Here is a 21,991-nt window from a genome sequence, read left to right as displayed (position 1 = left end):
AAATTATTTCTCAAATCTTAAAACTTTATAAAATGGCTAGAATAAATGAAAACCTGCTTGTTAAAGGAGCAAGGGGTAATGTAGGTAAACAATTCGTTTACCGTAAACACGGCAACAGCACCATCATCGGGAAAATGCCTGTTTATGATCCCAAAACGGCGCGCTCTGATGCGCAGTTAACAGTTAGGGATCAATTCACTTCCGCGGCTATGTATGCCCGGGGAGCGGTTCAATCTCCCGAACTGAAGAAAGAATACCAGAAGAAAGCCGCACCCGGGATGTCGGCGTACAACATGGCGTTGCGCGATTACCTCAAGGCGCCGGTCGTCCGGAAGATTAACATCGATGCATTTGACGGCCCTCCCGGTTCCACGATCGTCGTCCATGCGAAAGACGATTTCAGGGTAACGGCAGTCCGGGTACGCATCCAGCGGGTGGAAACGGGTGAAATCCTTGAAGAAGGGAACGCCATCCTGGCGCCGGTCCACCGCGACCAATGGATCTACACCACCACGCAGGCGTATCCCTCGTTGGACGGATTAATCGTCACCGCAACCGCGACCGATTTGCCGGGCAATGAAGCCTCGTTGGCAGTGACAACGTAATCAGATGACAAAAAAAAGCCGCCCCGGATTGGGGCGGCTTTTAATAGTTTGATCGCTTAGTCCTGGCGATTCGCGTAGTGCAACGTCACCACGCCCGAAGCGAGTGTTTTGGAACTCAGTAATTTCAGGTTATTCAGCTGCGTCTGGCTATCGAACAGGCTGATTCCCTCGCCCAAGATCACGGGATGCAGGGTTAGTTTATACGCATCGATCAGCCCGAGGCCCATGAGGCTTTTGGCGAGGCCGGGGCTGCCGAAGATGACGAGGTCTTTGCCGGGCTGATGTTTCAGCTTATTCACTTCGTCCACGATGTTGCCTTTGATGAGCGTGGTGTTATGCCAGTCGGCGCTGGGTAATGTGGTAGAGAAAACCACTTTGGGGATTTCGTGCACCCATTTTGCATGCGCCAGGGAATGGCCGCCGGCCTTGGGGTCGTTCAGCACGGTGGGCCAATATCCGGCCATCAGGTGATAGGTATTTTTGCCGTAAACGGAGGCGCCTACGGTTTTGACCAGCTCCTCCGCATATTGCTGAAGCTCCTGGTCATAGGTTAAAAAGCCGAGGCCGCCGTTTTTGTCGCCCGCGAAACCATCGAGGGACATATGCGCGAATAGAACGAGTTTTCTCATGGGTGAAACGTTGGGTTTGAGGTAAATACCTTGTGATTTTTTACAATTGCATCGTACCAGAGCGACTAAAAAAACCAGCAAAATTTGATTTAGCCTTGTTTTCCAAATCTTATTAACTTATACAATTCATACCAGCCTACACTAACGAAGGCAATTCCGGCACAAACGAACAACTGGCCAGCTGAAAGCGGGAGCAGCCCGAAAACATCACGTACTGCAGGAACAAGCAGGATCGTCAGAATAAAAGCAACGGTTGCCAAAAGCACCCAGGGCACCAGGTTGTTCCTGTATTTGATCGTTTCCCTGAAGCTCGCCGTAAATGAGCGGTTGGCAAATGTAAGGAAGATGTTTGAGCATAACAGCGTGATCAATACTTCTGTACGGATCATTTCCATGGATTGCCCTTGTTGCATCCTGATATAATAAAGTACCAGCAGCCCCAATGTTACCATTATTCCCTGCATTATGCCGGTCCAGAGTTCCTTACCGGACATAATACCTGCATTCCGGTCGCGCGGAGGTTTTTCCATCACATCCGCCTCAACGGGTTCCCGTTCAAAAAACAACGAACATGTTGGTCCCATGATCAGTTCCAAAAATATTACATGCACTGGCGTGAAGACATTGTAAACCGGCCAGCCCAGTACCAGGGGTATAGTTACGATTAGGATAATTGGAATGTGAATGGTAATAATATACCTGATCGATTTCTTCAGGTTCAGAAATATTTTCCTGCCCTGCCCGATAGCTTTAATGAGCGCTTCCAGCTTGTCATCTGTCAGTACAAGATCGGATGAAGACCGGGCCATTTCCGCGCCATTTTGCCCCATAGCGATACCAATATCCGACTTCTTCAGGGCAGGCACATCGTTTACGCCGTCACCAATCATAGCTACGACATGGCCGTTCTTTTGCAATGCTTCTACAACACGCTGTTTTGCTTCAGGAAACATGCGCGCGAATATTGTTTCCTCCTGGACGGCCCGTTGCAGGTGGTCATCTGGCATTTCCATGATCTCCTTACCGGTAATACTCTTGTTACTACCAGGTATACCCACCCGGCCGGAGATATTGCGGGCCGTTTCCGCGTAATCACCCGTCAGCAATTTAATGGAAATTCCCGCCTGAAGCAGCCTGTCAATGATAGCGCGAACGGATATCCGCGGTGGGTCATACAGGCAGATCACGCCTTCAAAATTCCAGTTGAAATTATCCTGTGAGGCCGGAAGCGGTCCGTCAGGACATGCCGCACTGGCCACACCGATCATACGATAACCCTTCTCTGCCTCCTCCCTGACAATCTCCGAAATTGCGGCACGCTGCTTTTCGCCTACCCGGCAAACCGACAGGATCCTTTCTATCGCTCCCTTCGCCGCCGCAATTCGTCTGCCGCTTCCTTCATAAATGTGCGTCATCATGGGAGGCCTTCCTTCCAGCGGATACTCTGCAATTTGGCGCATATCATCCGACTGGGCGGATAAATTCGCCTGGCGCGCTTTCTCTACGATTGCTTTTTCCATGGCGTCAAACGGAACCCGCTCGCTTGCAAACATAGCATACAACAATACTTCCTCCTGCGACTCGTCGCTATCCGCTAATGTAAATTGTTCGTTTTCATATCGGTACACCAATTCTACCGTCATTTGATTTGCGGTAATAGTTCCGGTTTTGTCCAGGCAAACGACATCCACCATGCCTAAATTCTCAATCACTTGCGGATTACGGGAAACAATTCCCCATTTGCTGAGCTGGTACGCACCCAGCGCCATAAACGATGAAAATGTAACAGGTATTTCCTCTGGTATGGCCGACATCGCCAGCACCAGTGCAAACAATAAACTCTGTAAGATCATGCCTGACCGGGCAAAGTTGATCATCCAAATGATGACAAAAGCACTGATCCCAAAAATCGCCAGTCTTTTAACGTATTTTCCAACCTGACGCTGCAACAATGTTTTGGGCCCTGTAAGCGTTTCAGCCGCCTTGCCCAGTTTCCCCAACTGCGTCTGGCTCCCGATAGCTTCCACTTTCGCATAACACATACCCGAGTTGACGGTCGTACCCTGGAAGAGCTGATTGTTTTCTGAGTCGGCATGTTTTGATACCGGGAAAGATTCACCGGTGATAATCGCCTCATTTACCGTAAAATCATTGCCGGATATCATGCATGCATCAGCAGGCACCAGGTTCCCTTCTTCCAACAATACAACATCTCCAGGAACCAAATCTTCAGCGTTGATCACCTGTTCCTTGCCATCTCTTATAACCTTTACCCCTTCGCGTGTGTAAGTTTCCAGGGCCTTAAGCGCCCGTTCGCTCCGCTTCTCCTGAAAAATGGAAATGGCCGTAATAATCAATATTGCGGCTACCATCATGCCCCCTTCGGCAAACTGGCCTACGATCATATATATCGAAGTTGCCACAACCAACAGGATAAACATGGGCTCGGAAACTATTCCCCAAAGGAGCTGCAATCCGCGGGAATTGCCGGTTTTTATCGCATTCTTCCCAAATTGCTGCTGTAAACGCTCCACATCCGCCTGACGCAATCCGTCCGGATGCGGCAATTCAGCCACAAGGCCTGGTCCGTTCTGTACTTTCATATACTAAATTTACCTTATTCCATTCGATTAACCTATAATAAAAAGCAGGCGGAACCAGTTTTTGAATTGATCTTGATCAACCCTAACCGCGACCGGAATCATTCTTCAACCCTAAGGAATCAATGATATTGCGGTGGTACTCCAAACCCGTATACCCAATGTGATATGCAATCGATCCGCAATACCAATAGCCTAAACGGGAAAATTGAGCTGGTTGTTCTCTCTGGTGTTTTGCTTTTTTTCGGGAAAACGCTCTTCATTCCTCTTTTCATGGGTCTCCTGATTGCCATGATCATGTATCCGGTATGCAAAAAAATGGAAGACCAAGGCGCAACCAGAACGCTGGGGGTAACAATTTGCCTGTTGATTGTAATTGCACTTTTTGCTGCGCTCGTGACCCTGTTGCTATGGCAAATCAGGGCCTTTATGGGCGACTGGCCTTTACTCGCCCAAAAGCTGGAAGCATCGCTGATGGATTTCCGGGAATGGCTGGCATTAAACTTCCAGATCACACTGGAGGTGCAGGATAACTGGCTACACAAACAGGCGGATGGCATCGCCGGATTTGTCGGGCCACTATTGACCGGCACGATCCGTATCACGGCCAACGCACTCTTCACACTTTTCATGACACCCGTCTTTTCAGCGTTGTTCCTGTATCACAGGCGAACTTTTGTACGCTTTCTGATCCGCATTCTGGGCTCCGAACGAGGTGCACAGTCAGCCGTTATACTGCAACAAGTGATCCGTACCTATTTCCAATACATTAAAGGCATGATCATGGTATACCTGATCGTGGGGATACTCAATACTATCGGATTATATGCACTGGATGTGCCGCACGCCTTCCTGTTCGGCATGCTGACCGCGATCATGACGATCATTCCTTACTTCGGTATCATCATCAGCGCACTGCTGCCGATTTCAGCGGCCTGGACAGTTCATGAATCGATTTGGTACCCGTTGGGCGTAATCGGCATATTCTCGTTCGTGCAATACCTGGAAGCCAACATCATCTTTCCAAAAGTTGTGGCTGCGCAGCTGAATGTAAGCACCTGGGCTACCCTGGTGGCGATACTCGCAGGCGGTATCATATGGGGAGTGGCGGGAATGGTATTATTCATCCCATTCGTGGCCATTGCCAAGATTACAGCAGATCACCTGGAGGAATGGTCGCACTGGCGGCTGCTGCTTTCCCGAACACCCGACATTTAAAATGAAAAATATGGAAAATTACATCCTGGATTTTTCCGAAATACGGCTGGCCAATCTGCCAGAGGTTGGCGGTAAAAACGCTTCACTGGGAGAAATGACTGTCGCGCTTTCCGGCCAGGGCATCCGGGTACCCGCCGGGTTCGCACTAACCACGGATGCTTTCCGGGCATTCCTGGACTTTAACGGCCTTTGGGATTGCTTTCAATTGCTTCAGCAGCTCGACCGGAAAGAATATTCCAACCTGCATCAAATCGGCTCGGCTATCCGCGGGAAGATGTTGTCGGGCGTAATGCCTCCGGCTGTCGACGGACAATTGCGGAAAGCTTACCGGGCCATGGATAGTAAAGGGCAGCAAGCAGTAGCCGTGCGCAGCAGCGCAACGGCGGAAGATTTGCCTTCGGCCAGTTTCGCGGGGCAACACGATTCCTTCCTGCATATTTGCGGCGAAGCGGCATTGCTGGACGCTGTGCGCCGGTGCTTTGCGTCCCTCTTTACCGACCGGGCGATAAAATACCGGGAGGAACGCGGTATTGCGCACCGGTCGGTCGCCATATCCGTGGGCATCCAGCAAATGGTGGATGCCGGCTCCGGATGTTCCGGTGTAATATTTACCATCGAACCCGAAAGCGGCAACCGCGAGATCATCCTGGTGACAGGCGTTTGGGGCCTCGGGGAAAACATTGTACAGGGCACGGTGGAGCCAGATGAGTACTATCTTTTCAAACCCGCTTTGCAGTTGAACAAACGTGCCATTTTTCAAAGCAAGACAGGACGGAAAGAAACGACCCTTGTCCATTCCGCCGCTGGGGGGCTGGAACACATTCCCACCCCTGAAGACCGCCGCAAACAGGCGGTTCTCGACCCGGTTGCAATCAGGCAACTGGCACAGTGGGCGTTGGCAATTGAAAAGCATTATGGCTGCCCGATGGATATTGAATGGGCGCAGGATGGGAATTCAGGTGAACGCTACATCCTGCAAGCACGGCCCGAAACCGTTCATACGATTGCCGGCGGATACGCCGGGAAGACGTATCAACTCACCGCCAAAAGTAAAGTGCTGGTACAGGGCGAAGCCGTAGGCAATCAAATCGCCTCCGGGAAAGCCCGGCTGCTGACATCTCCCCTAAATGCGGACTCCCTCCAGCCCGGAGATATCATCGTTACGGCCAATACCACGCCCGACTGGGACCCATTGTTGAAAAAAGCGGGCGGCATCGTCACAAACTCCGGCGGCCGCACGAGCCACGCCGCAATTGTTGCCCGCGAGACCGGCGTTCCCGCCATCGTGGGTACCGGCAATGCCACCTCCATAATTGCAGATGGCGCGCCCATCACCGTTTCCTGCAGCGAGGGCAAGACAGGAACCGTATACGAAGGCATACTCCCCTTTGAAACTATTTCCAACAAGGAAGAACAAGGGCAAATGCCGGAACGCACCCGGCTTATGCTTATCCTCAGCGATCCCGACCAGGCATTCCGGCTTGCCACGCAACCGAATGCAGGCGTAGGTTTGCTGCGAATGGAGTTTATTATTACACATGCCGTGAAGATTCACCCGATGGCGCTGGTGCGTTTCCAGGAAATCGACGATCCCAAAGTGAAGGCGCAAATTGAACAACTGACATGCGGTTTTGAAGACAAGACATCCTATTTCATAGCACAACTGGCTTCCGGCATCGCCACCGTGGCAGCCGCATTCTATCCACGGGAAGTTATCGTGCGGATGAGCGACTTTAAAACAAATGAATACGCACAACTCATCGGGGGACAAAAATTCGAGCCAAAGGAAGAAAATCCGATGCTCGGGTTCAGGGGCGCGTCCAGGTACTACCATCCACTATACCGGGAAGGCTTCGGCCTGGAATGCCGGGCAATTAAAATGGTGCGCGACGAGATGGGATTTACGAATGTAAAAACGATGATTCCTTTCTGCAGAACGGTTGGTGAAGGCCGGAAAGTACTGGACGTTATGCGTTCCTTCGGACTGGAGCGATCTGTCAACGGACTGGAAGTTTACGTCATGGCGGAAATTCCGTCAAATGTAATTGATGCGGAGCGCTTCGCGGAAATTTTCGACGGTTTCTCCATCGGTTCCAACGATCTCACGCAACTCGTGCTGGGAATTGATCGCGATTCGGCCATCCTCTCCGGCGAATATTCCGAAGAAGACTTCGCCTGTAAGACGATGATCGCCCAAATGATCCGGTCGGCAAACGAAGCCGGCGTCCCCGTCGGCTTTTGTGGCCAGGCGCCCAGTGATTTGCCGGGATACGCTTCGTTCCTTGTGGCCAACGGCATCACCAGTATTTCCTTCACGCCGGATGCATTCAACCACGGCCGTAAAATGGTATACGAAGCGGAATTGAAAATGAAGCGCTAAAAACCCTATCAAGGGGGGACATTGGTGAGCCGGCAGCGATCAGTCATGTGTGATGAAAATCGGGCAAGACAGGGTGCCGATGAAATAATCGGCGCTGCTCTGGGTGAAAAAACGGGAAACAGCCCCCCTGCCGTAGGCGCCCATCACCAGGATCGCTTTGCTATGCTTCAGCACAAAAGGGTATAGCACATCCTCCAATTTACCATGCAGCGACACAAATTCGTTGAATGCGAAATGCCGGCTCATCCAGGTGGTAAGCGCCCGTACTTCTTCCGCGTCAGGCTGATCATTATCACCAACGCATACAGCCGTGGCTTTCAACCCCGATAACTCCGGAAACAGGTATGCGAACTGCTTCATGGCAAGAACAGCCGAAGCGCTCCCGTCGTAGCAGAAGATAACGTGTTCCGGATGCATCTGCGACACCGGGGCGATAAACACCGGGCATTGCGCCGCGGAAAGGATGTACTGCACGGTAGGCGACGGAATGCTGTCCGGGGGCTGGCTGCCCGGCACGGCAGCGGCGTCAACCACCAGCAGATCCGCGAACTTCGTCTGTTGGATAAGTTCCCCTAGCCGGTCGGCCGGTAATGCCGATGCAGTCGTAACAATTCCCTTTCCCTGGCAATGGGTGACAAAATTTTCCATCCTTCTTTGCAGGAATGCGTGCGCTGACTGCTCTTCCGGTATGTCCGCAGAGATGATCGGCTCGACATAAGCCAGCCCGCCGATCCTGCGCAAACGCGGCAGCTCCTCGTAAACGGGTTCTTCGAGAAAATATCCCTGTATGCGGGATCTCCCCTCCTGCGCCAGGTAGCAGGCGAAATCAATGGAGTTGATGGCCCATTCGCGGCCCTGTAATACGATCACTATCTTTTCCATGATTGTTCTTTTCCGGAAAGTTAACATCTGGCCAACAGCGCCACAATGACCAAACATGCGAGGTTGCGCGGAAAGGCATGATTTCGATCAGGCGAAAGTCGCATCTGTATCATTCTCAGCGAGCATTTTCCTGCTTAATTTCCATGACGAATTTTTCATCTTATCACTTAATAAATCGTAAGTATCATGAAAACGCTTTCTTCAAAACCCGACACTATTTTTCCCGCCCTCTGGGACGAGTTCTTTTCAGGATGGCTGGATACCAACGGAAAAAAGAACAAACCTTTCCTGACAGTACCTGCGGTGAATATCAGCGAAGACAAGGATGCATTCAAGATTGCCATGGCGGCACCCGGCATGAAAAAAGAAGACTTCCGGATCGACGTTTCCGACGATTTGCTGACCATCAGCGCTGAAAATGAATCCCAGCAGGAAGACAAGAAAGACAACTACAGGAAACAAGAGTATAGCTTCAGCAGTTTTACGCGTTCATTCCAGGTACCCGAATCCGTTGTCGCCAGTAAGATCGAGGCGAAGTACACCGATGGCATACTGGAAATCTCCCTGCCCAAGAAAGAAGAAACCAAACCCAATCCCAGTGTGAACATCGCTGTGAAGTAGATACACTTCCTGAAAAAGGCCCCGTCGTAGTTGCGGGGCCTTTTTTGTCGTTCGATCTTATGCTTTTTCAATGTACGCCAGCGCGCAGCCGTTTGTTGCAAAGGTTTCCTGTCTCTTCCAATACCCTGCCTACCTTATCCTGGGGGACTTCCGCCTTTTTAAGTACGTCGGGCCGCTCCAGCAGGTCGCTGCACAACACGACGTTCAAATGCAGGAGCCTTGATTTTTCGTAGTGGCTCAGGGTAGTGAGGCAGGTGACGGGGTAGAGTTGCTCGCGGTCGATAATGTCCTTCAATCCCTTTCCGGACGGGTAATCCCATGATAGCAGATGCAGGCCGGCGCATTTCCCAAATTGCAGGGCGTCGGATGAAAAGCGGGTATTGGTAATCAGCCAACCGACTGTTTTACCGGCTATTTTCATGTCTGACGCATGCGCAATGTCCTGGAAGCGCGCGTGTACATACAGCGCAATTTTCACATCGCATGTAATGCCTGCCTGATGGTATTTGCATTCGATAAAATGCAGGTCATCACCGGCGGTGGCCAAAACGTCCACTTCATGCTTTACGCAGCGGCCCCCAACGATCCGGTTGGTTTGAACCTGGTATCCCTGGCGGCGGAAGAGCTCGCCGATAAACTGTTCGAAAGGAAATCCGGATGGGCCTAGTTCCAGGATGGCGCGTTTGAGATGATAACGTGCGGCGGCGGGGCGGGTAATGTCTTTCAGCATGCCGAACGCCTGGTCATAAATTTCCCGGGTGGTGATGCCGGGGTAGATTTTATGGCGGAGGGAAGTGATGATCCCACCGGCGGTTTCGGCAGTTGCCCCTGAACGGGTCAGTGAACGAAGGAGTTTCTTTTCCGAGAAAGCGACCAGTCCGCCGTCCGATTTCCGGACATATTGTACCGCCTGTTGTGCTGACATATCATTTGTTTCCGTCAAGATACGAAACCAGCCAGCCGGCGCCGCTGATCCAGGTATGACGGGATGTTGATCGTGATCAATATCACCCTGCGCGTATCCGACCAGCATCATCCGGATCCCGGAAACGGTCATTTACCCGGCGGAACGATTGACTTAGTTTCATGTAATCAATTCCACCGGCATGTTACAGATACCTTTTATATGTTCCCTTTTCGGTATAGGCCTGATTGCCTGCGCCTGCACAGCGCGGCAGGAAACCGTTCGTCACCTGGGCCTGGAACGCGTGGATACGGTAAGGCCGGCGTTAATCCCTATTCGCGATTCGCTGGCGCCAGATACGGCGGCGTGGCACGGGGCCCTGCGGCACCTGGCGCATGGCGCGCCTTCCACCTGGTGGCCCGCCGGCGAAGACGCCCCTCCTTTACCGGGAGCATTACTGCCATTCCACCGCATCCTGGCGTATTACGGAAATCTCTACTCGCCCGCCATGGGTATCCTCGGCACTTTGCCCGAACAACCGCTTTTTGACACACTTTCCGCGGAAGCCCGCCGGTGGAAAGCCGCTGACCCCTCGATGCCGGTCATACCAGCCCTGCATTATATCGCAATAACGGCGCAAAGGTCCCCCGGCAAAGACGGCAAATACCGTCTCCGGATGCCACACGCGGAAATAGACAAAATCATCGCTATGGCCCGCCGCCAGGGGGCCATCGTTTTCCTGGACATCCAGCCCGGCCATAGCGATGTTGCCACTGAAGCCCGGACGCTCGCGGTGTACCTGGCGCAGCCCGATGTCCATCTCGGGCTGGACCCGGAATACAATATGACCTACGGCCAGGTGCCCTGCTCAGCCATCGGCACAATGGACGCCACCGCCATCAACGCCGTATCCGAATTCCTGGCAGACCTGGTCCGGGAATACCAGCTGCCGCCGAAAATACTGGTGGTCCACCGCTTCACGCAGGCGATGGTAACCAATGCCGACGCGATCAGGCGCAGGCCCGAGGTCCAGTTTGTCATGAATATGGACGGCTTCGGCTCTCCTGCGAAGAAAAAAGATACGTACAAATCTTACATCGGCCGCAAACCGGTCCAGTTTACCGGGTTCAAACTCTTTTACAAAGTGGACCCGGCCACCGGGGGCCGGCTGATGCAACCTCATGAGGTCCTGCTCCTGCAACCTTCACCAGTATACATTCAATATCAATAAACTGCATATGAAAAAGATCGTCATTGCCTTCGACGGCACCAATTACTCCTCCGGCGCTATGGCCTTCGCCGTTGGCCTGAACAAACTGTCGCCCATACTGCTGGCGGGATCGTTCCTGCCGCAGATATACCTGTCGTCGAGCTGGAGCTACGCCGTGGGTGGCGCCGGATTGTACAATCCATTGCTGGAAGACTTCAACGCGGAAGCCATCGCCGAGCATGTCCGGCGATTCGAAAAGACATGCAACAGCGAGGGGATCGAATGGCGGGTACATCAGTACCCTTATGACCTGGCCATCCCGGAGATCCGCAAAGAAACCCGGTTTGCGGACTTGCTGCTGGTCGGAGGGGAAACATTTTACCGCCACTACGGTATGGAACGCCCCAACGAATACCTGCGAATGGCCCTCCAGGAAGCGGAATGCCCGGTGATGGTAGTGCCGGAAGAATTCCCATTCCCTGATCGCACCGTTCTCGCCTATGACGGCAGCGAAGATTCCGTTTATGCCATCCGGCAATTCGCGCTCCTGTTCCCCGAGCTGTCAAAAATGCCCGCCACGCTCGTCCATGCCGCATCAAAAGACCATAGCGGCCTGCCGGAAAAGGATTATATCCTGGAATTGGTTTCGCGGCACTACCCGGACCTCACGGTTAAAACGCTGGAATCGACGACAAAAAAACAGCTCGGCGAATCGCTGAAAGGGCACCCGTCGAGCTTGCTGGTTTGCGGCGCCTTCGGCCGGACGGACATTTCCATGATGTTCAGGCGCAGTTTCGCGGCGGGGGCCATCATAGACCATCAATTCCCCATTTTTATCGCACACCGGTCATGACACGATGATCAATATCATCGTCCTGGCTGTCACCGTCATTCTTCAAGGAACAAATAGGGTTTAACTTTCATCAAAACCTGTATCATGAAAAAGATTCTTGCAACTGTCGATGCGCTGCATTTTTCGGAACATGAGCTAAAAAGTTACAAATATATAGCCGACAAGGCGCGCGGCGCATTAACCATCCTGTTCCTCGAGAACATCGCAGGCGAAGCCATTCAATACGCCGCACTTGAATCCGGCGCTTTGGATTACGAGGGAATTTTCGCCGAAAGTATGAAAGAAAGGAAGGAAAAATCGCTGGAAAACAAAAAGCGGCTGCAAAACTTCTGCCGCGACAGCGGTATGGATGTTACGCTTCGCGAGTTGCCAGGCGTACCGCTGGCGGAAGCCCTCGAAGAAAGCCGGTTTGCCGACTTGCTGCTGATAAGAAACGATACGACGTTTTCCGTTCTCCAGGACACCAACCCTACCCGCTTCGTTAAAGATTTGCTGGTGGAAGCGCAATGTCCTGTGATGGTGGTCCCCGAAACAACGCATTACATCCGTGAGATTTACTTCGCTTATAACGGCACTTTCTCTTCCACCTTCGCGATCCGCCAGTTTACACAGCTATTTGCCGACGCATTCAGCGAAATTCCCGTGAAGGTGGTTTACATCGCGGAAAACGGCGAAAAGAAAATTCCAAACGGCAAACTCATCAAGGAATACCTCAACCATCATTACGAAGAGGTTACATATCATACGCTGGAAGGAAAACCCACGGCGGAACTATTGGCTATAACGCTGCATAACACCAACGGCATTATCTCGCTCGGCGCCTACGGCCGCAGCCGTGCATCACGGTTCTTTCACCACAGCGATGCAGATTCCATTCTGCGCACGGCCAACATTCCCATATTTATCACCCATCCATAAAACAGCTTCCATGAAAGGATTGATCGTTTATAAAGGTAAATATGGTGCAACGATGCAATATGGCATCTGGTTAGGCGCCGCGTTGCATTGTCCTGTCGCCAAGTCGGATTTCGTAAGGCCGGAACAGATCACACAAGCCGATTATCTCCTGATCGGGACCAGTGTATATATCGGGCAACTACAAATTAAACAATGGCTGCAAGTTAACCTGCCGTTACTGGAGGGAAAACGGATCATCTTTTTCGTAATTGCCGGCGGTATACCGGACAAGCCCGGCGAAGTACGATCCTACTACGAGAAATGCGTGCCGGCCAGTCTCCGGGAAACTGCAACATGTTTTTACCTTCCGGGACGGCTAAACTACGGGCTTCTTTCGCTGAAAGACAAACTGTTATTACGTATCGGCGCGTGGTTCGCCGCCAGGAAAGGTCAAAAGATCGGGCTAGCCGACTATAACCATGTGCAACGGGAACACCTGGCTCCCGTGATCGAGGCAGCCAGGCTGCTGGAAGCGACTTACTCCGATCCGCAAAAAACGGCATTATGAAAATACTTATAACAGAGGAATTTCTGGTCCGCTCGATACAAGATGAGTTCCAATTCCGCTACCCGCACCTCAAGCTGGTGTTTTTCCGGCAACCGCATGGCCCGCACGAAGGCAGTCCCACTTCGGAACGGGTACATCCGGACACTCCCATTGACAAAATCCGTGACTTTCACTGCGCTGCATGGATAGAGATCGGAGAAAATACAACCGCCGCAGAACTGGAGTACAATTTCGCCCATCAGTTGGGCCTCAGTGTGCAGGTTTTTCGTAAATCCGGATCCGTCTGGCTCCAAACCACCGATACCGATGACCGTACACTTGGCGAACTCGAAAAGCTGGGCAGTTATGAAGCGCCGTTAAGCGATATTCCAGACGAAGACTTAAACGAACAAGCATGAAGCAAATATGGCTATTTATGGCAGTGGCAATGATGCTGCCATCATGTTACTCCACGCAGCTTACCGGCTACCGGCAATCCCCGGCCGGCAAGCCGGTTTCCTATAAGAAGATCCTTGTACTGGGCATGATGCCCGACAGCGCGCTGCGGCAGCGGATGGAATCGCATGTTGCCGGCGATTTGACGGACGCCGGTATTACGGCGGTAACATCGTTCCAGGGGTTCGATGCATTTGAATTTCTGAAAACGGAAGACAAAGTAGTGTCGCAACAATTCACGGAAAGAGGAATCGATGCCGTATTGACCATTTCCCTGGTTAACAAAACGACGGAAGGCGCGTTTTTGCCCGCGAGCCTTTACCACTTGCTGACCGATCAATACGCCAATGAATATTACTGGATGCTGGCGCCGGAGCTGCAAAGGCTGGAAACCCAGTATGCCTGGGAAAGCAGTTTGTACGATGTAGCGGAAGGCATGCGCGTCTTCGCTATCCAGTCGGTTACCTTCGACCCTGCGTCGCACGAGCGGATGGCCCATGAATACGGCAAGGTGCTGACGCGCGAGTTGTTCAGGCGTAAAATCATCTCCAGGCCCAAATGAGAAGGGGCACCTTCAGGCATGACTAATAAACAACGCTTTGGATACATACGTGGCCAGCGGATCAGCGTGGCTGGACGAAAAGAAGGAAGACCAACCGCTGCGGCCATAGGCGCCCATCACCACCATGAGTTTGTCGTTTCCCAATACATAATCCATCAGGGCCGCCCGGCTATCTTCCCCCACACTTACAAAATCCACCTGCCGGAAATTTGCCCTGAGCCATGCCGACATCAGCTGGATTTCCTTCTTGGTCACCTTTGCATCTCCGTGCGCCGTCAGGACCGTTAGTTTTCTATCCCCCAACCTGGGAAATATCGCACAAAAATGCTTGATGGCGAAAACGGCCGACGGGCTGCCATCGTAAGCGAACACGATTTCTTCCAGGCCATCAAACCTTTCTGGCATGAGAATAACCGGGCATTCCGCCTGCGATAATAAATTTCTTGCGAACGACGGCGGATGAGCCGGCGAAGCAATACCCAAGCTCATGGCGGGATCAATCAACAACAAATCTGCGTACCGGCATTCCATTAATACCGCATCCGCCACATGATTACTGAGCACCTGTGGAACGGCATTGATGCCCACCTCTTCGCAGGCATGTTTGAAAACATCGAGGTTCCGTTGCACACATGCATCCCGCAGTTCACCGATTGGCGCATCCCTGCGTACCTGGACTCCGCTGCAAACTATCTCTTCCCGCAGGGCAGACTCGGCGGCAGCATCGTGCGGCGCCAGCTCTACGAGAAAAGCAGAAAGCGGGGAGTTCAGCAGGTTGCAGACGAAGCCCGCGAATTCGAGTGGATGCCGGTCGATCTTATACGCGTCCGCCAAATACAGTATCTTTCTCATGGTGGAATATTTCCAGAAAGTTACTTTCATTCGCCGGTGCAGTCAATGACACCTATCACGAAAAACATGATTGAAATAGGATTCAGATTGTCCGCCATCACTATTTCCCTTCCTTCTTTATTCTCCCAGGAAAATGAATTTCTTAAAGATTTTCGTACGTTTCGCGCGGTATTTCAGCAATGCAGTTTGCCGGATATGCGCCAATGCATCTTCGATATTGTCTGTTACGAGAAACAAATTCAGGTCGGATTGTGCCACCATTCTTTCCTCCAGCATCCGGGTGAGCATGGTATTAATGGGTTCCCAGTATTGGCTGCCGAATAGTACGACCGGGAAGTCGAGCACCTTTTTGGTTTGAATGAGTGTCAGCGCCTCGAAGAGCTCGTCCAGTGTTCCGATACCGCCGGGCATGATAACATATCCATAGGAATACTTGAACATTAATACTTTACGGACGAAAAAGAAGCGTGAGGTAAAATATTTGTGCAGAAATGGGTTGGGCTTTTGTTCCATAGGCAGCCGGATATTGCAGCCCAGGGCGATGCCGCCGGCTTCTTTTGCGCCCCGGCTGGCAGCTTCCATTATTCCGGGGCCGCCGCCTGTCATAACGGCGAAACCCAGCCCTGCGATGCCGGCCCCCATTTTTACGGCTGCATCATAATGCGGGGATCCCGGCAATACCCGCGCCGAGCCGAACACCGCGATACACGGAGGGGAAAAGTGAAAGATCCGGAAGCCGCGAATGAATTCCCACAGGATTTTCAAGAGAAAAAAGAATTCCCTGGCCCGTGAACGGGGGCCCTCCAGAAAATATCTTTCCTCCCTGAATTGCGCATCACGTTGGGCAGCATCGGGTTGGCCATTGTTTTGATCGTTCATGGTACTGATTTCCAGAAAATTAGGGCTTCCGGGATTGTTTGGCAATGGCATACATCATAACAAATGGTGACGGTCGTCAATCATCAGTTCACCATTCGTTCCAGCTTGCGGACATCTTTGATGAAAATCGCCCCGTTCCGGATTTCGATGCTGTTTTCGTCGCGAAAATCGCCCAACGTACGGATAAGGGATTCTTTGGCCACGCCGGCGATTGCGGCGATATTGTCCCTCCCGATATCCAGTCCGGTTGCCAGTCCTCCCTCATTGGCGCACCTATGATGAAGGTAAAGCAAAGCGTCGGCGACCCGCTTACGCAGTGAGTTATAAGCCATGCCCAGCAAATGATGCTGGTTTTCAGACAGGTTGGCCGTCAGCAGCTGAATGAATTTCCGGACAACGTCCATATTGCTGTATGCCAATGATTCGAAATCGTTCCGCGGTATCAATGCCACTTCCGCGGGCTCGATGGCTTCCGCTTCGTCGTCGTAAACCTTGTTTTCCAGCAGGGCTTTGTATCCGAGGAACTCGCCCGGGCCATATACGCGCGTAATAATTTCCTTACCCTCGTCGTTATGGAGGCTGGTTTTTATCCGGCCTTTCTGAATAAAATAGAGATATGTCGGATGGTTGCCCATCGACCAGACCAACTGTTTCTTCTTATAAGTATTCGTGTTCCGGCCTTCGCGAAGTTCCTCCAGCAATGAGGTACCGTTGGCTACTGTGAGCAGTGACCGGAGGCCGGAAATATCCGGCGAGAACGCTGACCGGAGTTTCTTGCTTTTCTTCAGCCTGATTTCCACGGCGTTCAACAGTTCCAGGGAATCGAAAGGCTTTACGATGTAATCGTCGGCCCCTAATTCCATCCCCTTCCGGATTTCTGATTTGGCGGACATGGCGCTGAGGAAAATAAAAGGCGTGCTCCAGGCCTCTTCCCGTTTCTGCAGCATATGCAATACGCCATAGCCGTCAAGCAACGGCATGCAAATGTCGCAGATAATCAGATCAGGTTTTTTTTCGGTCGCAACCCTGATTCCTTCCAGTCCGTCTTTAGCGTTTAGTACTTCGTAATTGTCCAGTTCAAGGATTTCTGTAATGTTTGCCAATACATCGGGGCTGTCTTCGATGACAAGAATTGTAGGCATGGGGTGTAGAATTTCGTCAAAACAGCATTATATCGAACTATTTAAATTTAAAAAATAAACACGAAACCCCGACAAAATGTTCTTATTATAATATTTAACTAAATCCCATGCGTTTTTTTCTCAAATTGTTTTCGATTCGTTTTGAATAAAATTACCAGGCAGGCGCCAGAAAGAATAATAGGCGCCGGGAAAGCGGCGCCCGCGCCAAAGGGAGCGATGGCCCAAAAAAAGATCAGCGCGCATAATAAAGCCCCGGTACGCCAGTTGCCGGAACTGAACAATCCCAGCGTGATAAGCAGCTGCGCCAGCGTGATCGATATAACGATTGCCTGCTCATGGACCCGGAACGAACTGCCGATCACGCGTACGTACCAGTCATATACTGCCACCGCCGACAATGCCAGGAAAGCATCCGGCCTTGCAGCCAATACTACGATATTGACGGCCGCGGCGACGAGAAAAATCAACCCAAGCACTATAGCGGCCTGGCGCGGTCGCCGGAAGGAAAAAAGAACACTATCAGGCATAAACCGTTTATCATGAAGAAAGCCGGGGAAAAAAGGTTTGCCATAACACAAAAGTTTACTACAATCTAAGGAGATATTACCTTTCTTCCGATGACGCCGGAGATGGGGACCGGATGATTTCCGTCATGCCGGAAATGGCGTCCCGTCATTGATCCGGCAGCCTAAAGTTCCTAGTTTTAATTTTATAAAAACGTATTGTTATGGCACATACCCTCCACCACACTCCTGCATTTCCCGCTCCCGCTTACCCGAAACCGCTAAGCGAGATTCTGACTTCCCGGCAAATTTCCTGGGGTGTTATCTTGTTGCTCGCCTGGCTGGGCTGGCCAATTGCCCGGGAATTCCTCATGTGGGTGCTGTTGAAATCTTATGATTTTTACATTACCTACGTTCATTAACTATAAATGAAACGGTCATGAAAACGGAAAGCTATATGATCTGGGTGAGATTTGGCGGCAAGCAATGGGAAGTACCTGTGCGGATCACGACTGGCGGCCTCGGCCAAAAGATAGTAGCTGTGCTTGAAGGGATGGAAATTTGTTTTGAACATGACGAGCACGACGGGCTTCGGGCCGTTACGCATCACAGTGATTTCGACCCCGAGCTGCTCTACCAGATCGGCAAAGGCATACAAGAGCAACGAACCTGAGTAAACGCAATAAAAAATGCATCCCGTTATCACTATAACACTGAATCCTGCCATCGATATCAGTACTTCCGTGGAAGCGCTGCAACCCGATAAGAAATTACGATGCGCCGAGCCCGAATTTGCGCCCGGCGGCGGAGGCATCAACGTGGCGCGCGTTCTTCATCGTTTTGGCGGGGATGTTCTGCCGGTCTACCTGGCTGGAGGCGCTACCGGTAAAAAACTTACCGCATTGCTGGCGGCCGAAGGACTTGCAACGTCTCCGGTGGAGATCAGTGGGGAAACGCGCGAAAACATGCATGTGTCAGACAATTCAAATGGCCGCCAATACCGTTTCGTTTTACCTGGTCCCGCTATTTCGTTTGCTGAAAACCTCGCTTTATTGGAACATCTTTCCCACGTAATGGAAGGTGCACAATACGTGGTGATTAGTGGCAATCTGCCGAAAGGCGTCAACCCGGAATTCATGGATAAGCTCGTTTCCATGGCACATATTTATGGCTGTCGCCTGGTTGCGGACCTCAGTGGCGACGGATTGCGGCAGGCAACCATGGCCGGTGTATTCCTTATCAAGCCTAATCTCGGCGAACTTGCGTCACTGGCGGAAAAGGAAGTACTTTCCGAGTCAGAAGCAATCGCGTCCGCCCGCCGGATCGTTTCCGCCGGCGGGGCCTCGGTTGTTGCTATATCGATGGGCGCAACCGGTGCCTTGCTTGTCACGGCGGAACTGGAAGAACGCATACTGGCGCCGGTCACCAGACCGGTCAGCACCGTCGGGGCGGGAGACAGTATGGTAGCGGGTATCGTGTGGGCGCTGATGAAGGGGGATACTATGTCGGCCGCGGTCAGGTTCGGGGTCGCATGCGGAACTGCGGCAACACTTTCCGAAGGTACCGGGCTTTGCCAAAAGCAAGACGCCGAAAGGTTTTATGCATCGGTACAGCCGTGATACGTATTTAACCATTTATTATTTTCCAATATGGCCCGCGTGACGCCCGCAGTGGAAAACAATTGGCAGTTCTCTGATGTTCCAATGGAACAATTATTTCAATTGTTGGGCAGTTCCGAAGGCGGGCTAACTGCTGAATCGGCCGACCGAAAGGCAGCACAGCTGCGATCTCCGAAAAACGGGGATGGTAAAAAAACAGCACTTCGACTCTTGTCACGCCAGTTCAGCAATCCCCTGATTTTACTCCTCGTGATCGCCGCCATCCTTTCCGCCGTCCTGGGAGAAAAATCTGAAGCATTCATCATCCTGCTCATCCTTATGATCACCGGGCTGCTTGGATTCTGGCAGGAATTCAATGCCGGCAGAGCGATCAGCCAGCTGATGAAGATGGTCGAACTAACGCATACGGTCATGCGCGACGGCAATCCCACCATTCTCGGCGCAAGCGCCATCGTTCCAGGTGATGTAATGCTGCTGGCTGCGGGCGACATCATTCCCGCCGATTGCAGGATACTGGAAAGCGAGGAGCTCTATGTCAACGAAAGCACGCTTACGGGCGAAACATACCCGGTGGAGAAATTCCCAGGACAAGTGCCTTGTTCCGCTCCACTATCCCAAAAACACAATTGCCTGTGGGAAGGGTCCAGCGTGATCAGTGGAAGGGCAAAGGCGCTGGTTGCGCTCACCGGCGGAAAAACAATGTTCGGGCAGCTGAAGCAAAGCTTGCGCCAACCCCCGGAAACAGCATTTGAAAAGGGCATCAGGCGATTTGGTTACTTTCTGCTACGGATAACCATTATCCTTGCATTTGTTATCCTGCTGGCGAACCTGTGGTTCAGGAAACCGTTTTTCGACGCGGTTTTGTTTTCGCTGGCGTTGTCCGTGGGCATGGCACCGGAACTGCTGCCGGCGATCATGACCTTCTCAATGGCCGCGGGCGCCCGCCGAATGATGAAAAAGCAGGTGATCGTAAAAAAACTCTCTTCCATTTTCAATTTCGGGGAAATGAACGTGTTGTGTACGGACAAGACTGGCACGATTACGGAAGGAACGGCCAAGGTGGCCGACGTCCTCAATGCGGACGGCATGCCCGATAAAGATGTCCGCTTCCTGGCCTGGCTGAATGCATTTCTCCAAAATGGCCTCCCTAATCCTATTGATCAGTCCGTTGCTACGCTGTTCCATGATGTCAACGGGTACGAGAAAATAAATGAAGTCCCGTATGACTTTGTCCGGAAAAGACTCACGGTAGCGGTACGCCGGCAGGATGATTGCCTAATGGTTACCAAAGGAGCGTTTAGCAATGTATTGGATATCTGCACAACGATGCGATCGCCCGAAGGTTTGACCGTACCGTTCGACGCGGAAGCAATGAAGGCGGCGGGGCGCCGGTTTATTGGATTTAGTGAACTTGGCTTCCGGGTACTGGCCGTTGCGATAAAAAATCGCGGCGATGGGAAAATCACCAGGGAGGATGAGCACGACATGACCTTCGCCGGCTATATTCTCCTGGAAGACCCCTTAAAATTGAACATCCCCGCATCCATAGAAAAACTAAAGAGACTCAATACGGAGGTAAAAATAATTACCGGGGACAACCGACATGCAGCCGCCCATACGGCGGCGCAACTCGGTATGCCGCATCCGGTAACGCTTACCGGCGATGAAATAGACCGGCTGTCTCCAGAATCCCTTGTCATCCGGGTAAGGCAAACATCCGTTTTTTCTGAAACGGAGCCCCGCCAGAAGGAGCGCATAATCAAAGCTCTGCAACGTTCCGGCCTGACGGTGGCTTACCTGGGAGACGGCATTAACGACGTTGCGGCCATACATGCCGCTGACATTGGCATTTCGACCAGCAACGCGGTGGGTGTGGCGAAAGATGCCGCCGACTTCGTTTGCCTGGAGAAAGACCTGTCGATACTCGCAGACGGTATTACAGAGGGCCGCAAATCATTCGCCAATTCTATGAAATACGTATTCATCACTACCGGCGCAACTTTTGGAAATATGATGAGTGTGGCATGTTCATCGTTATTCCTGCCTTTCCTGCCTATGCTGCCCAAGCAGATTCTGCTCACCAACCTTATTTCAGATTTTCCCTTTCTCTCCATCGCGTCTGACCGGGTAGATGAAGCGCAACTAATTGCTCCCGGACGATGGAATTTGAAACAAATTCAGTATTTCATGCTCATATTCGGGCTGCATAGCTCGCTGTTCGATTTTGCGTTTTTTTATATTTTCCATTTCCGTTCCAATCTCTCTCCTTCGTTGTTTCAAACCGGTTGGTTCCTGGTCTCCGTGATATCGGAAATACTGATCATCTTCGTGGTTCGTACACGAAAATCCGTTCTCGGGAGCAAGCCTGCCGCCTTGCTCCTGCTGACAGGCGCATTTGCCCTTCTCGTCACCATCTTCATGCCGATCTCGCCCTTCGCACGATCACTAGGGCTTACCCCGATGCACAGCCGCATGACCATTTCCATCACGCTGCTGCTGGCAACATACTTTATAACTGCTGAAATGGTAAAACTATGGTTTTTCCGATCTCGGACCAGGCAGGCGAAGACAAGGCAATCCGATGTCCATTCGAGGCCCGACTGATATCGGTCATTACGACCTCACATCATCA

At 51.8% G+C, this 21,991-nt stretch carries 22 protein-coding genes; 14 read left to right on the top strand and 8 right to left on the bottom strand.

Translation table 11 applies throughout. The features are described from left to right. The first annotated feature begins 32 nt into the window (after window positions 1–32). Window positions 33–605, top strand: a complete 573-nt coding sequence (locus WJU16_RS22865; RefSeq protein ID WP_341835672.1) for a hypothetical protein — start codon at window positions 33–35, stop codon at window positions 603–605. Window positions 606–661: 56 nt separating this feature from the next. On the opposite strand, the gene WJU16_RS22860 is transcribed toward WJU16_RS22865, so the two are convergent. Together WJU16_RS22860 and WJU16_RS22855 are read right to left on the bottom strand one after the other, a co-directional pair. Further along, window positions 662–1,234: a dihydrofolate reductase family protein gene (locus WJU16_RS22860; protein WP_341835671.1), complete on the bottom strand. Its 573-nt coding sequence runs from the start codon at window positions 1,232–1,234 to the stop codon at window positions 662–664. An 89-nt stretch (window positions 1,235–1,323) separates the two neighbouring features. Continuing rightward, on the bottom strand, window positions 1,324–3,837 hold the full coding sequence (locus WJU16_RS22855; RefSeq protein WP_341835670.1) for a cation-transporting P-type ATPase: 2,514 nt from the start codon (window positions 3,835–3,837) through the stop codon (window positions 1,324–1,326). Window positions 3,838–4,002: 165 nt separating this feature from the next. Between WJU16_RS22855 and WJU16_RS22850 the strand changes: the two genes are divergently transcribed. After that, complete coding sequence (locus WJU16_RS22850) at window positions 4,003–5,052, top strand: AI-2E family transporter (RefSeq protein ID WP_341835669.1); 1,050 nt, start codon at window positions 4,003–4,005, stop codon at window positions 5,050–5,052. A 10-nt stretch (window positions 5,053–5,062) separates the two neighbouring features. Continuing rightward, complete coding sequence (ppsA, locus tag WJU16_RS22845) at window positions 5,063–7,432, top strand: phosphoenolpyruvate synthase (protein WP_341835668.1); 2,370 nt, start codon at window positions 5,063–5,065, stop codon at window positions 7,430–7,432. Window positions 7,433–7,471: 39 nt separating this feature from the next. Here the strand turns inward: ppsA and WJU16_RS22840 are convergent, their stop codons facing one another. Beyond that, entirely contained in the window at window positions 7,472–8,314 is an 843-nt protein-coding gene (locus tag WJU16_RS22840; RefSeq protein ID WP_341835667.1) for a hypothetical protein, read from the bottom strand. A 186-nt stretch (window positions 8,315–8,500) separates the two neighbouring features. On the opposite strand from WJU16_RS22840, the gene WJU16_RS22835 reads away from it, so the two are divergent. Beyond that, a complete protein-coding gene (locus WJU16_RS22835) occupies window positions 8,501–8,935 on the top strand; it encodes an Hsp20/alpha crystallin family protein (protein ID WP_341835666.1) in 435 nt (144 codons plus the stop codon). Window positions 8,936–9,002: 67 nt separating this feature from the next. Here the strand turns inward: WJU16_RS22835 and WJU16_RS22830 are convergent, their stop codons facing one another. Continuing rightward, window positions 9,003–9,860, bottom strand: a complete 858-nt coding sequence (locus WJU16_RS22830; protein WP_341835665.1) for a restriction endonuclease — start codon at window positions 9,858–9,860, stop codon at window positions 9,003–9,005. A gap of 181 nt (window positions 9,861–10,041) precedes the next feature. On the opposite strand from WJU16_RS22830, the gene WJU16_RS22825 reads away from it, so the two are divergent. From WJU16_RS22825 to WJU16_RS22800, 6 genes are all read left to right on the top strand, one after another. Further along, window positions 10,042–11,070 (top strand): hypothetical protein, encoded by a 1,029-nt coding sequence (locus tag WJU16_RS22825; RefSeq protein WP_341835664.1) that lies wholly within the window; start codon window positions 10,042–10,044, stop codon window positions 11,068–11,070. Between the two features lie 7 nt (window positions 11,071–11,077). After that, window positions 11,078–11,902: a universal stress protein gene (locus tag WJU16_RS22820; RefSeq protein ID WP_341835663.1), complete on the top strand. Its 825-nt coding sequence runs from the start codon at window positions 11,078–11,080 to the stop codon at window positions 11,900–11,902. A gap of 84 nt (window positions 11,903–11,986) precedes the next feature. Continuing rightward, entirely contained in the window at window positions 11,987–12,820 is an 834-nt protein-coding gene (locus WJU16_RS22815) for a universal stress protein (RefSeq protein WP_341835662.1), read from the top strand. Between the two features lie 10 nt (window positions 12,821–12,830). Beyond that, on the top strand, window positions 12,831–13,367 hold the full coding sequence (locus WJU16_RS22810; protein ID WP_341835661.1) for a flavodoxin domain-containing protein: 537 nt from the start codon (window positions 12,831–12,833) through the stop codon (window positions 13,365–13,367). Continuing rightward, window positions 13,364–13,765, top strand: coding sequence for a hypothetical protein (locus WJU16_RS22805; RefSeq protein ID WP_341835660.1), 402 nt, complete (start codon window positions 13,364–13,366; stop codon window positions 13,763–13,765). The genes WJU16_RS22810 and WJU16_RS22805 overlap by 4 nt, the downstream gene beginning before the upstream one ends. Beyond that, complete coding sequence (locus tag WJU16_RS22800) at window positions 13,762–14,364, top strand: hypothetical protein (protein WP_341835659.1); 603 nt, start codon at window positions 13,762–13,764, stop codon at window positions 14,362–14,364. Before WJU16_RS22805 ends, WJU16_RS22800 begins: the two co-directional genes overlap by 4 nt. Before the next feature lie 12 nt (window positions 14,365–14,376). Here the strand turns inward: WJU16_RS22800 and WJU16_RS22795 are convergent, their stop codons facing one another. The 4 genes from WJU16_RS22795 to WJU16_RS22780 form a co-directional block, all read right to left on the bottom strand. Then, on the bottom strand, window positions 14,377–15,216 hold the full coding sequence (locus tag WJU16_RS22795; protein WP_341835658.1) for a universal stress protein: 840 nt from the start codon (window positions 15,214–15,216) through the stop codon (window positions 14,377–14,379). Window positions 15,217–15,333: 117 nt separating this feature from the next. Further along, window positions 15,334–16,095: a TIGR00730 family Rossman fold protein gene (locus tag WJU16_RS22790; protein ID WP_341835657.1), complete on the bottom strand. Its 762-nt coding sequence runs from the start codon at window positions 16,093–16,095 to the stop codon at window positions 15,334–15,336. Between the two features lie 83 nt (window positions 16,096–16,178). After that, window positions 16,179–17,237: a response regulator gene (locus tag WJU16_RS22785; RefSeq protein ID WP_341835656.1), complete on the bottom strand. Its 1,059-nt coding sequence runs from the start codon at window positions 17,235–17,237 to the stop codon at window positions 16,179–16,181. Window positions 17,238–17,335: 98 nt separating this feature from the next. Further along, window positions 17,336–17,815 (bottom strand): hypothetical protein, encoded by a 480-nt coding sequence (locus WJU16_RS22780; RefSeq protein WP_341835655.1) that lies wholly within the window; start codon window positions 17,813–17,815, stop codon window positions 17,336–17,338. A 149-nt stretch (window positions 17,816–17,964) separates the two neighbouring features. Here WJU16_RS22780 and WJU16_RS22775 point away from each other — a divergent pair, with 149 nt between their 5' ends. From WJU16_RS22775 to mgtA, 4 genes are read left to right on the top strand one after another with little or no spacing between them, the layout of a single operon-like run. Continuing rightward, complete coding sequence (locus WJU16_RS22775; protein ID WP_341835654.1) at window positions 17,965–18,162, top strand: hypothetical protein; 198 nt, start codon at window positions 17,965–17,967, stop codon at window positions 18,160–18,162. 35 nt (window positions 18,163–18,197) lie between these two features. Beyond that, window positions 18,198–18,413 carry a hypothetical protein gene (locus WJU16_RS22770; RefSeq protein ID WP_341835653.1) on the top strand — a complete coding sequence of 72 codons (216 nt, stop codon included), beginning with the start codon at window positions 18,198–18,200 and terminating at the stop codon, window positions 18,411–18,413. A 16-nt stretch (window positions 18,414–18,429) separates the two neighbouring features. Beyond that, a complete protein-coding gene (locus WJU16_RS22765) occupies window positions 18,430–19,359 on the top strand; it encodes a 1-phosphofructokinase family hexose kinase (protein ID WP_341835652.1) in 930 nt (309 codons plus the stop codon). A 30-nt stretch (window positions 19,360–19,389) separates the two neighbouring features. After that, window positions 19,390–21,963 (top strand): magnesium-translocating P-type ATPase, encoded by a 2,574-nt coding sequence (gene mgtA, locus WJU16_RS22760; protein WP_341835651.1) that lies wholly within the window; start codon window positions 19,390–19,392, stop codon window positions 21,961–21,963. Window positions 21,964–21,991 lie beyond the last annotated feature (28 nt).

Origin of the sequence: Chitinophaga pollutisoli (genome assembly GCF_038396755.1) — a bacterium.
Taxonomy (GTDB): domain Bacteria; phylum Bacteroidota; class Bacteroidia; order Chitinophagales; family Chitinophagaceae; genus Chitinophaga; species Chitinophaga pollutisoli.
This window is presented reverse-complemented; position numbering and strand designations above follow the sequence as displayed.

Bases quoted from the DNA above. Each gene is read 5' to 3' on its own strand.
- WJU16_RS22865 (WP_341835672.1), top strand. From the start codon at position 33: ATGGCTAGAATAAATGAAAACCTGCTTGTTAAAGGAGCAAGGGGTAAT.
- WJU16_RS22785 (WP_341835656.1), bottom strand. From the start codon at position 17,237: ATGCCTACAATTCTTGTCATCGAAGACAGCCCCGATGTATTGGCAAAC.
- WJU16_RS22855 (WP_341835670.1), bottom strand. From the start codon at position 3,837: ATGAAAGTACAGAACGGACCAGGCCTTGTGGCTGAATTGCCGCATCCG.
- WJU16_RS22850 (WP_341835669.1), top strand. From the start codon at position 4,003: ATGCAATCGATCCGCAATACCAATAGCCTAAACGGGAAAATTGAGCTG.
- WJU16_RS22830 (WP_341835665.1), bottom strand. From the start codon at position 9,860: ATGTCAGCACAACAGGCGGTACAATATGTCCGGAAATCGGACGGCGGA.
- WJU16_RS22795 (WP_341835658.1), bottom strand. From the start codon at position 15,216: ATGAGAAAGATACTGTATTTGGCGGACGCGTATAAGATCGACCGGCAT.
- mgtA (WP_341835651.1), top strand. From the start codon at position 19,390: ATGGCCCGCGTGACGCCCGCAGTGGAAAACAATTGGCAGTTCTCTGAT.
- WJU16_RS22825 (WP_341835664.1), top strand. From the start codon at position 10,042: ATGTTACAGATACCTTTTATATGTTCCCTTTTCGGTATAGGCCTGATT.
- WJU16_RS22805 (WP_341835660.1), top strand. From the start codon at position 13,364: ATGAAAATACTTATAACAGAGGAATTTCTGGTCCGCTCGATACAAGAT.
- WJU16_RS22765 (WP_341835652.1), top strand. From the start codon at position 18,430: ATGCATCCCGTTATCACTATAACACTGAATCCTGCCATCGATATCAGT.
- WJU16_RS22800 (WP_341835659.1), top strand. From the start codon at position 13,762: ATGAAGCAAATATGGCTATTTATGGCAGTGGCAATGATGCTGCCATCA.
- WJU16_RS22815 (WP_341835662.1), top strand. From the start codon at position 11,987: ATGAAAAAGATTCTTGCAACTGTCGATGCGCTGCATTTTTCGGAACAT.
- WJU16_RS22820 (WP_341835663.1), top strand. From the start codon at position 11,078: ATGAAAAAGATCGTCATTGCCTTCGACGGCACCAATTACTCCTCCGGC.
- WJU16_RS22775 (WP_341835654.1), top strand. From the start codon at position 17,965: ATGGCACATACCCTCCACCACACTCCTGCATTTCCCGCTCCCGCTTAC.
- WJU16_RS22860 (WP_341835671.1), bottom strand. From the start codon at position 1,234: ATGAGAAAACTCGTTCTATTCGCGCATATGTCCCTCGATGGTTTCGCG.
- ppsA (WP_341835668.1), top strand. From the start codon at position 5,063: ATGGAAAATTACATCCTGGATTTTTCCGAAATACGGCTGGCCAATCTG.
- WJU16_RS22810 (WP_341835661.1), top strand. From the start codon at position 12,831: ATGAAAGGATTGATCGTTTATAAAGGTAAATATGGTGCAACGATGCAA.
- WJU16_RS22840 (WP_341835667.1), bottom strand. From the start codon at position 8,314: ATGGAAAAGATAGTGATCGTATTACAGGGCCGCGAATGGGCCATCAAC.
- WJU16_RS22835 (WP_341835666.1), top strand. From the start codon at position 8,501: ATGAAAACGCTTTCTTCAAAACCCGACACTATTTTTCCCGCCCTCTGG.
- WJU16_RS22770 (WP_341835653.1), top strand. From the start codon at position 18,198: ATGATCTGGGTGAGATTTGGCGGCAAGCAATGGGAAGTACCTGTGCGG.
- WJU16_RS22790 (WP_341835657.1), bottom strand. From the start codon at position 16,095: ATGAACGATCAAAACAATGGCCAACCCGATGCTGCCCAACGTGATGCG.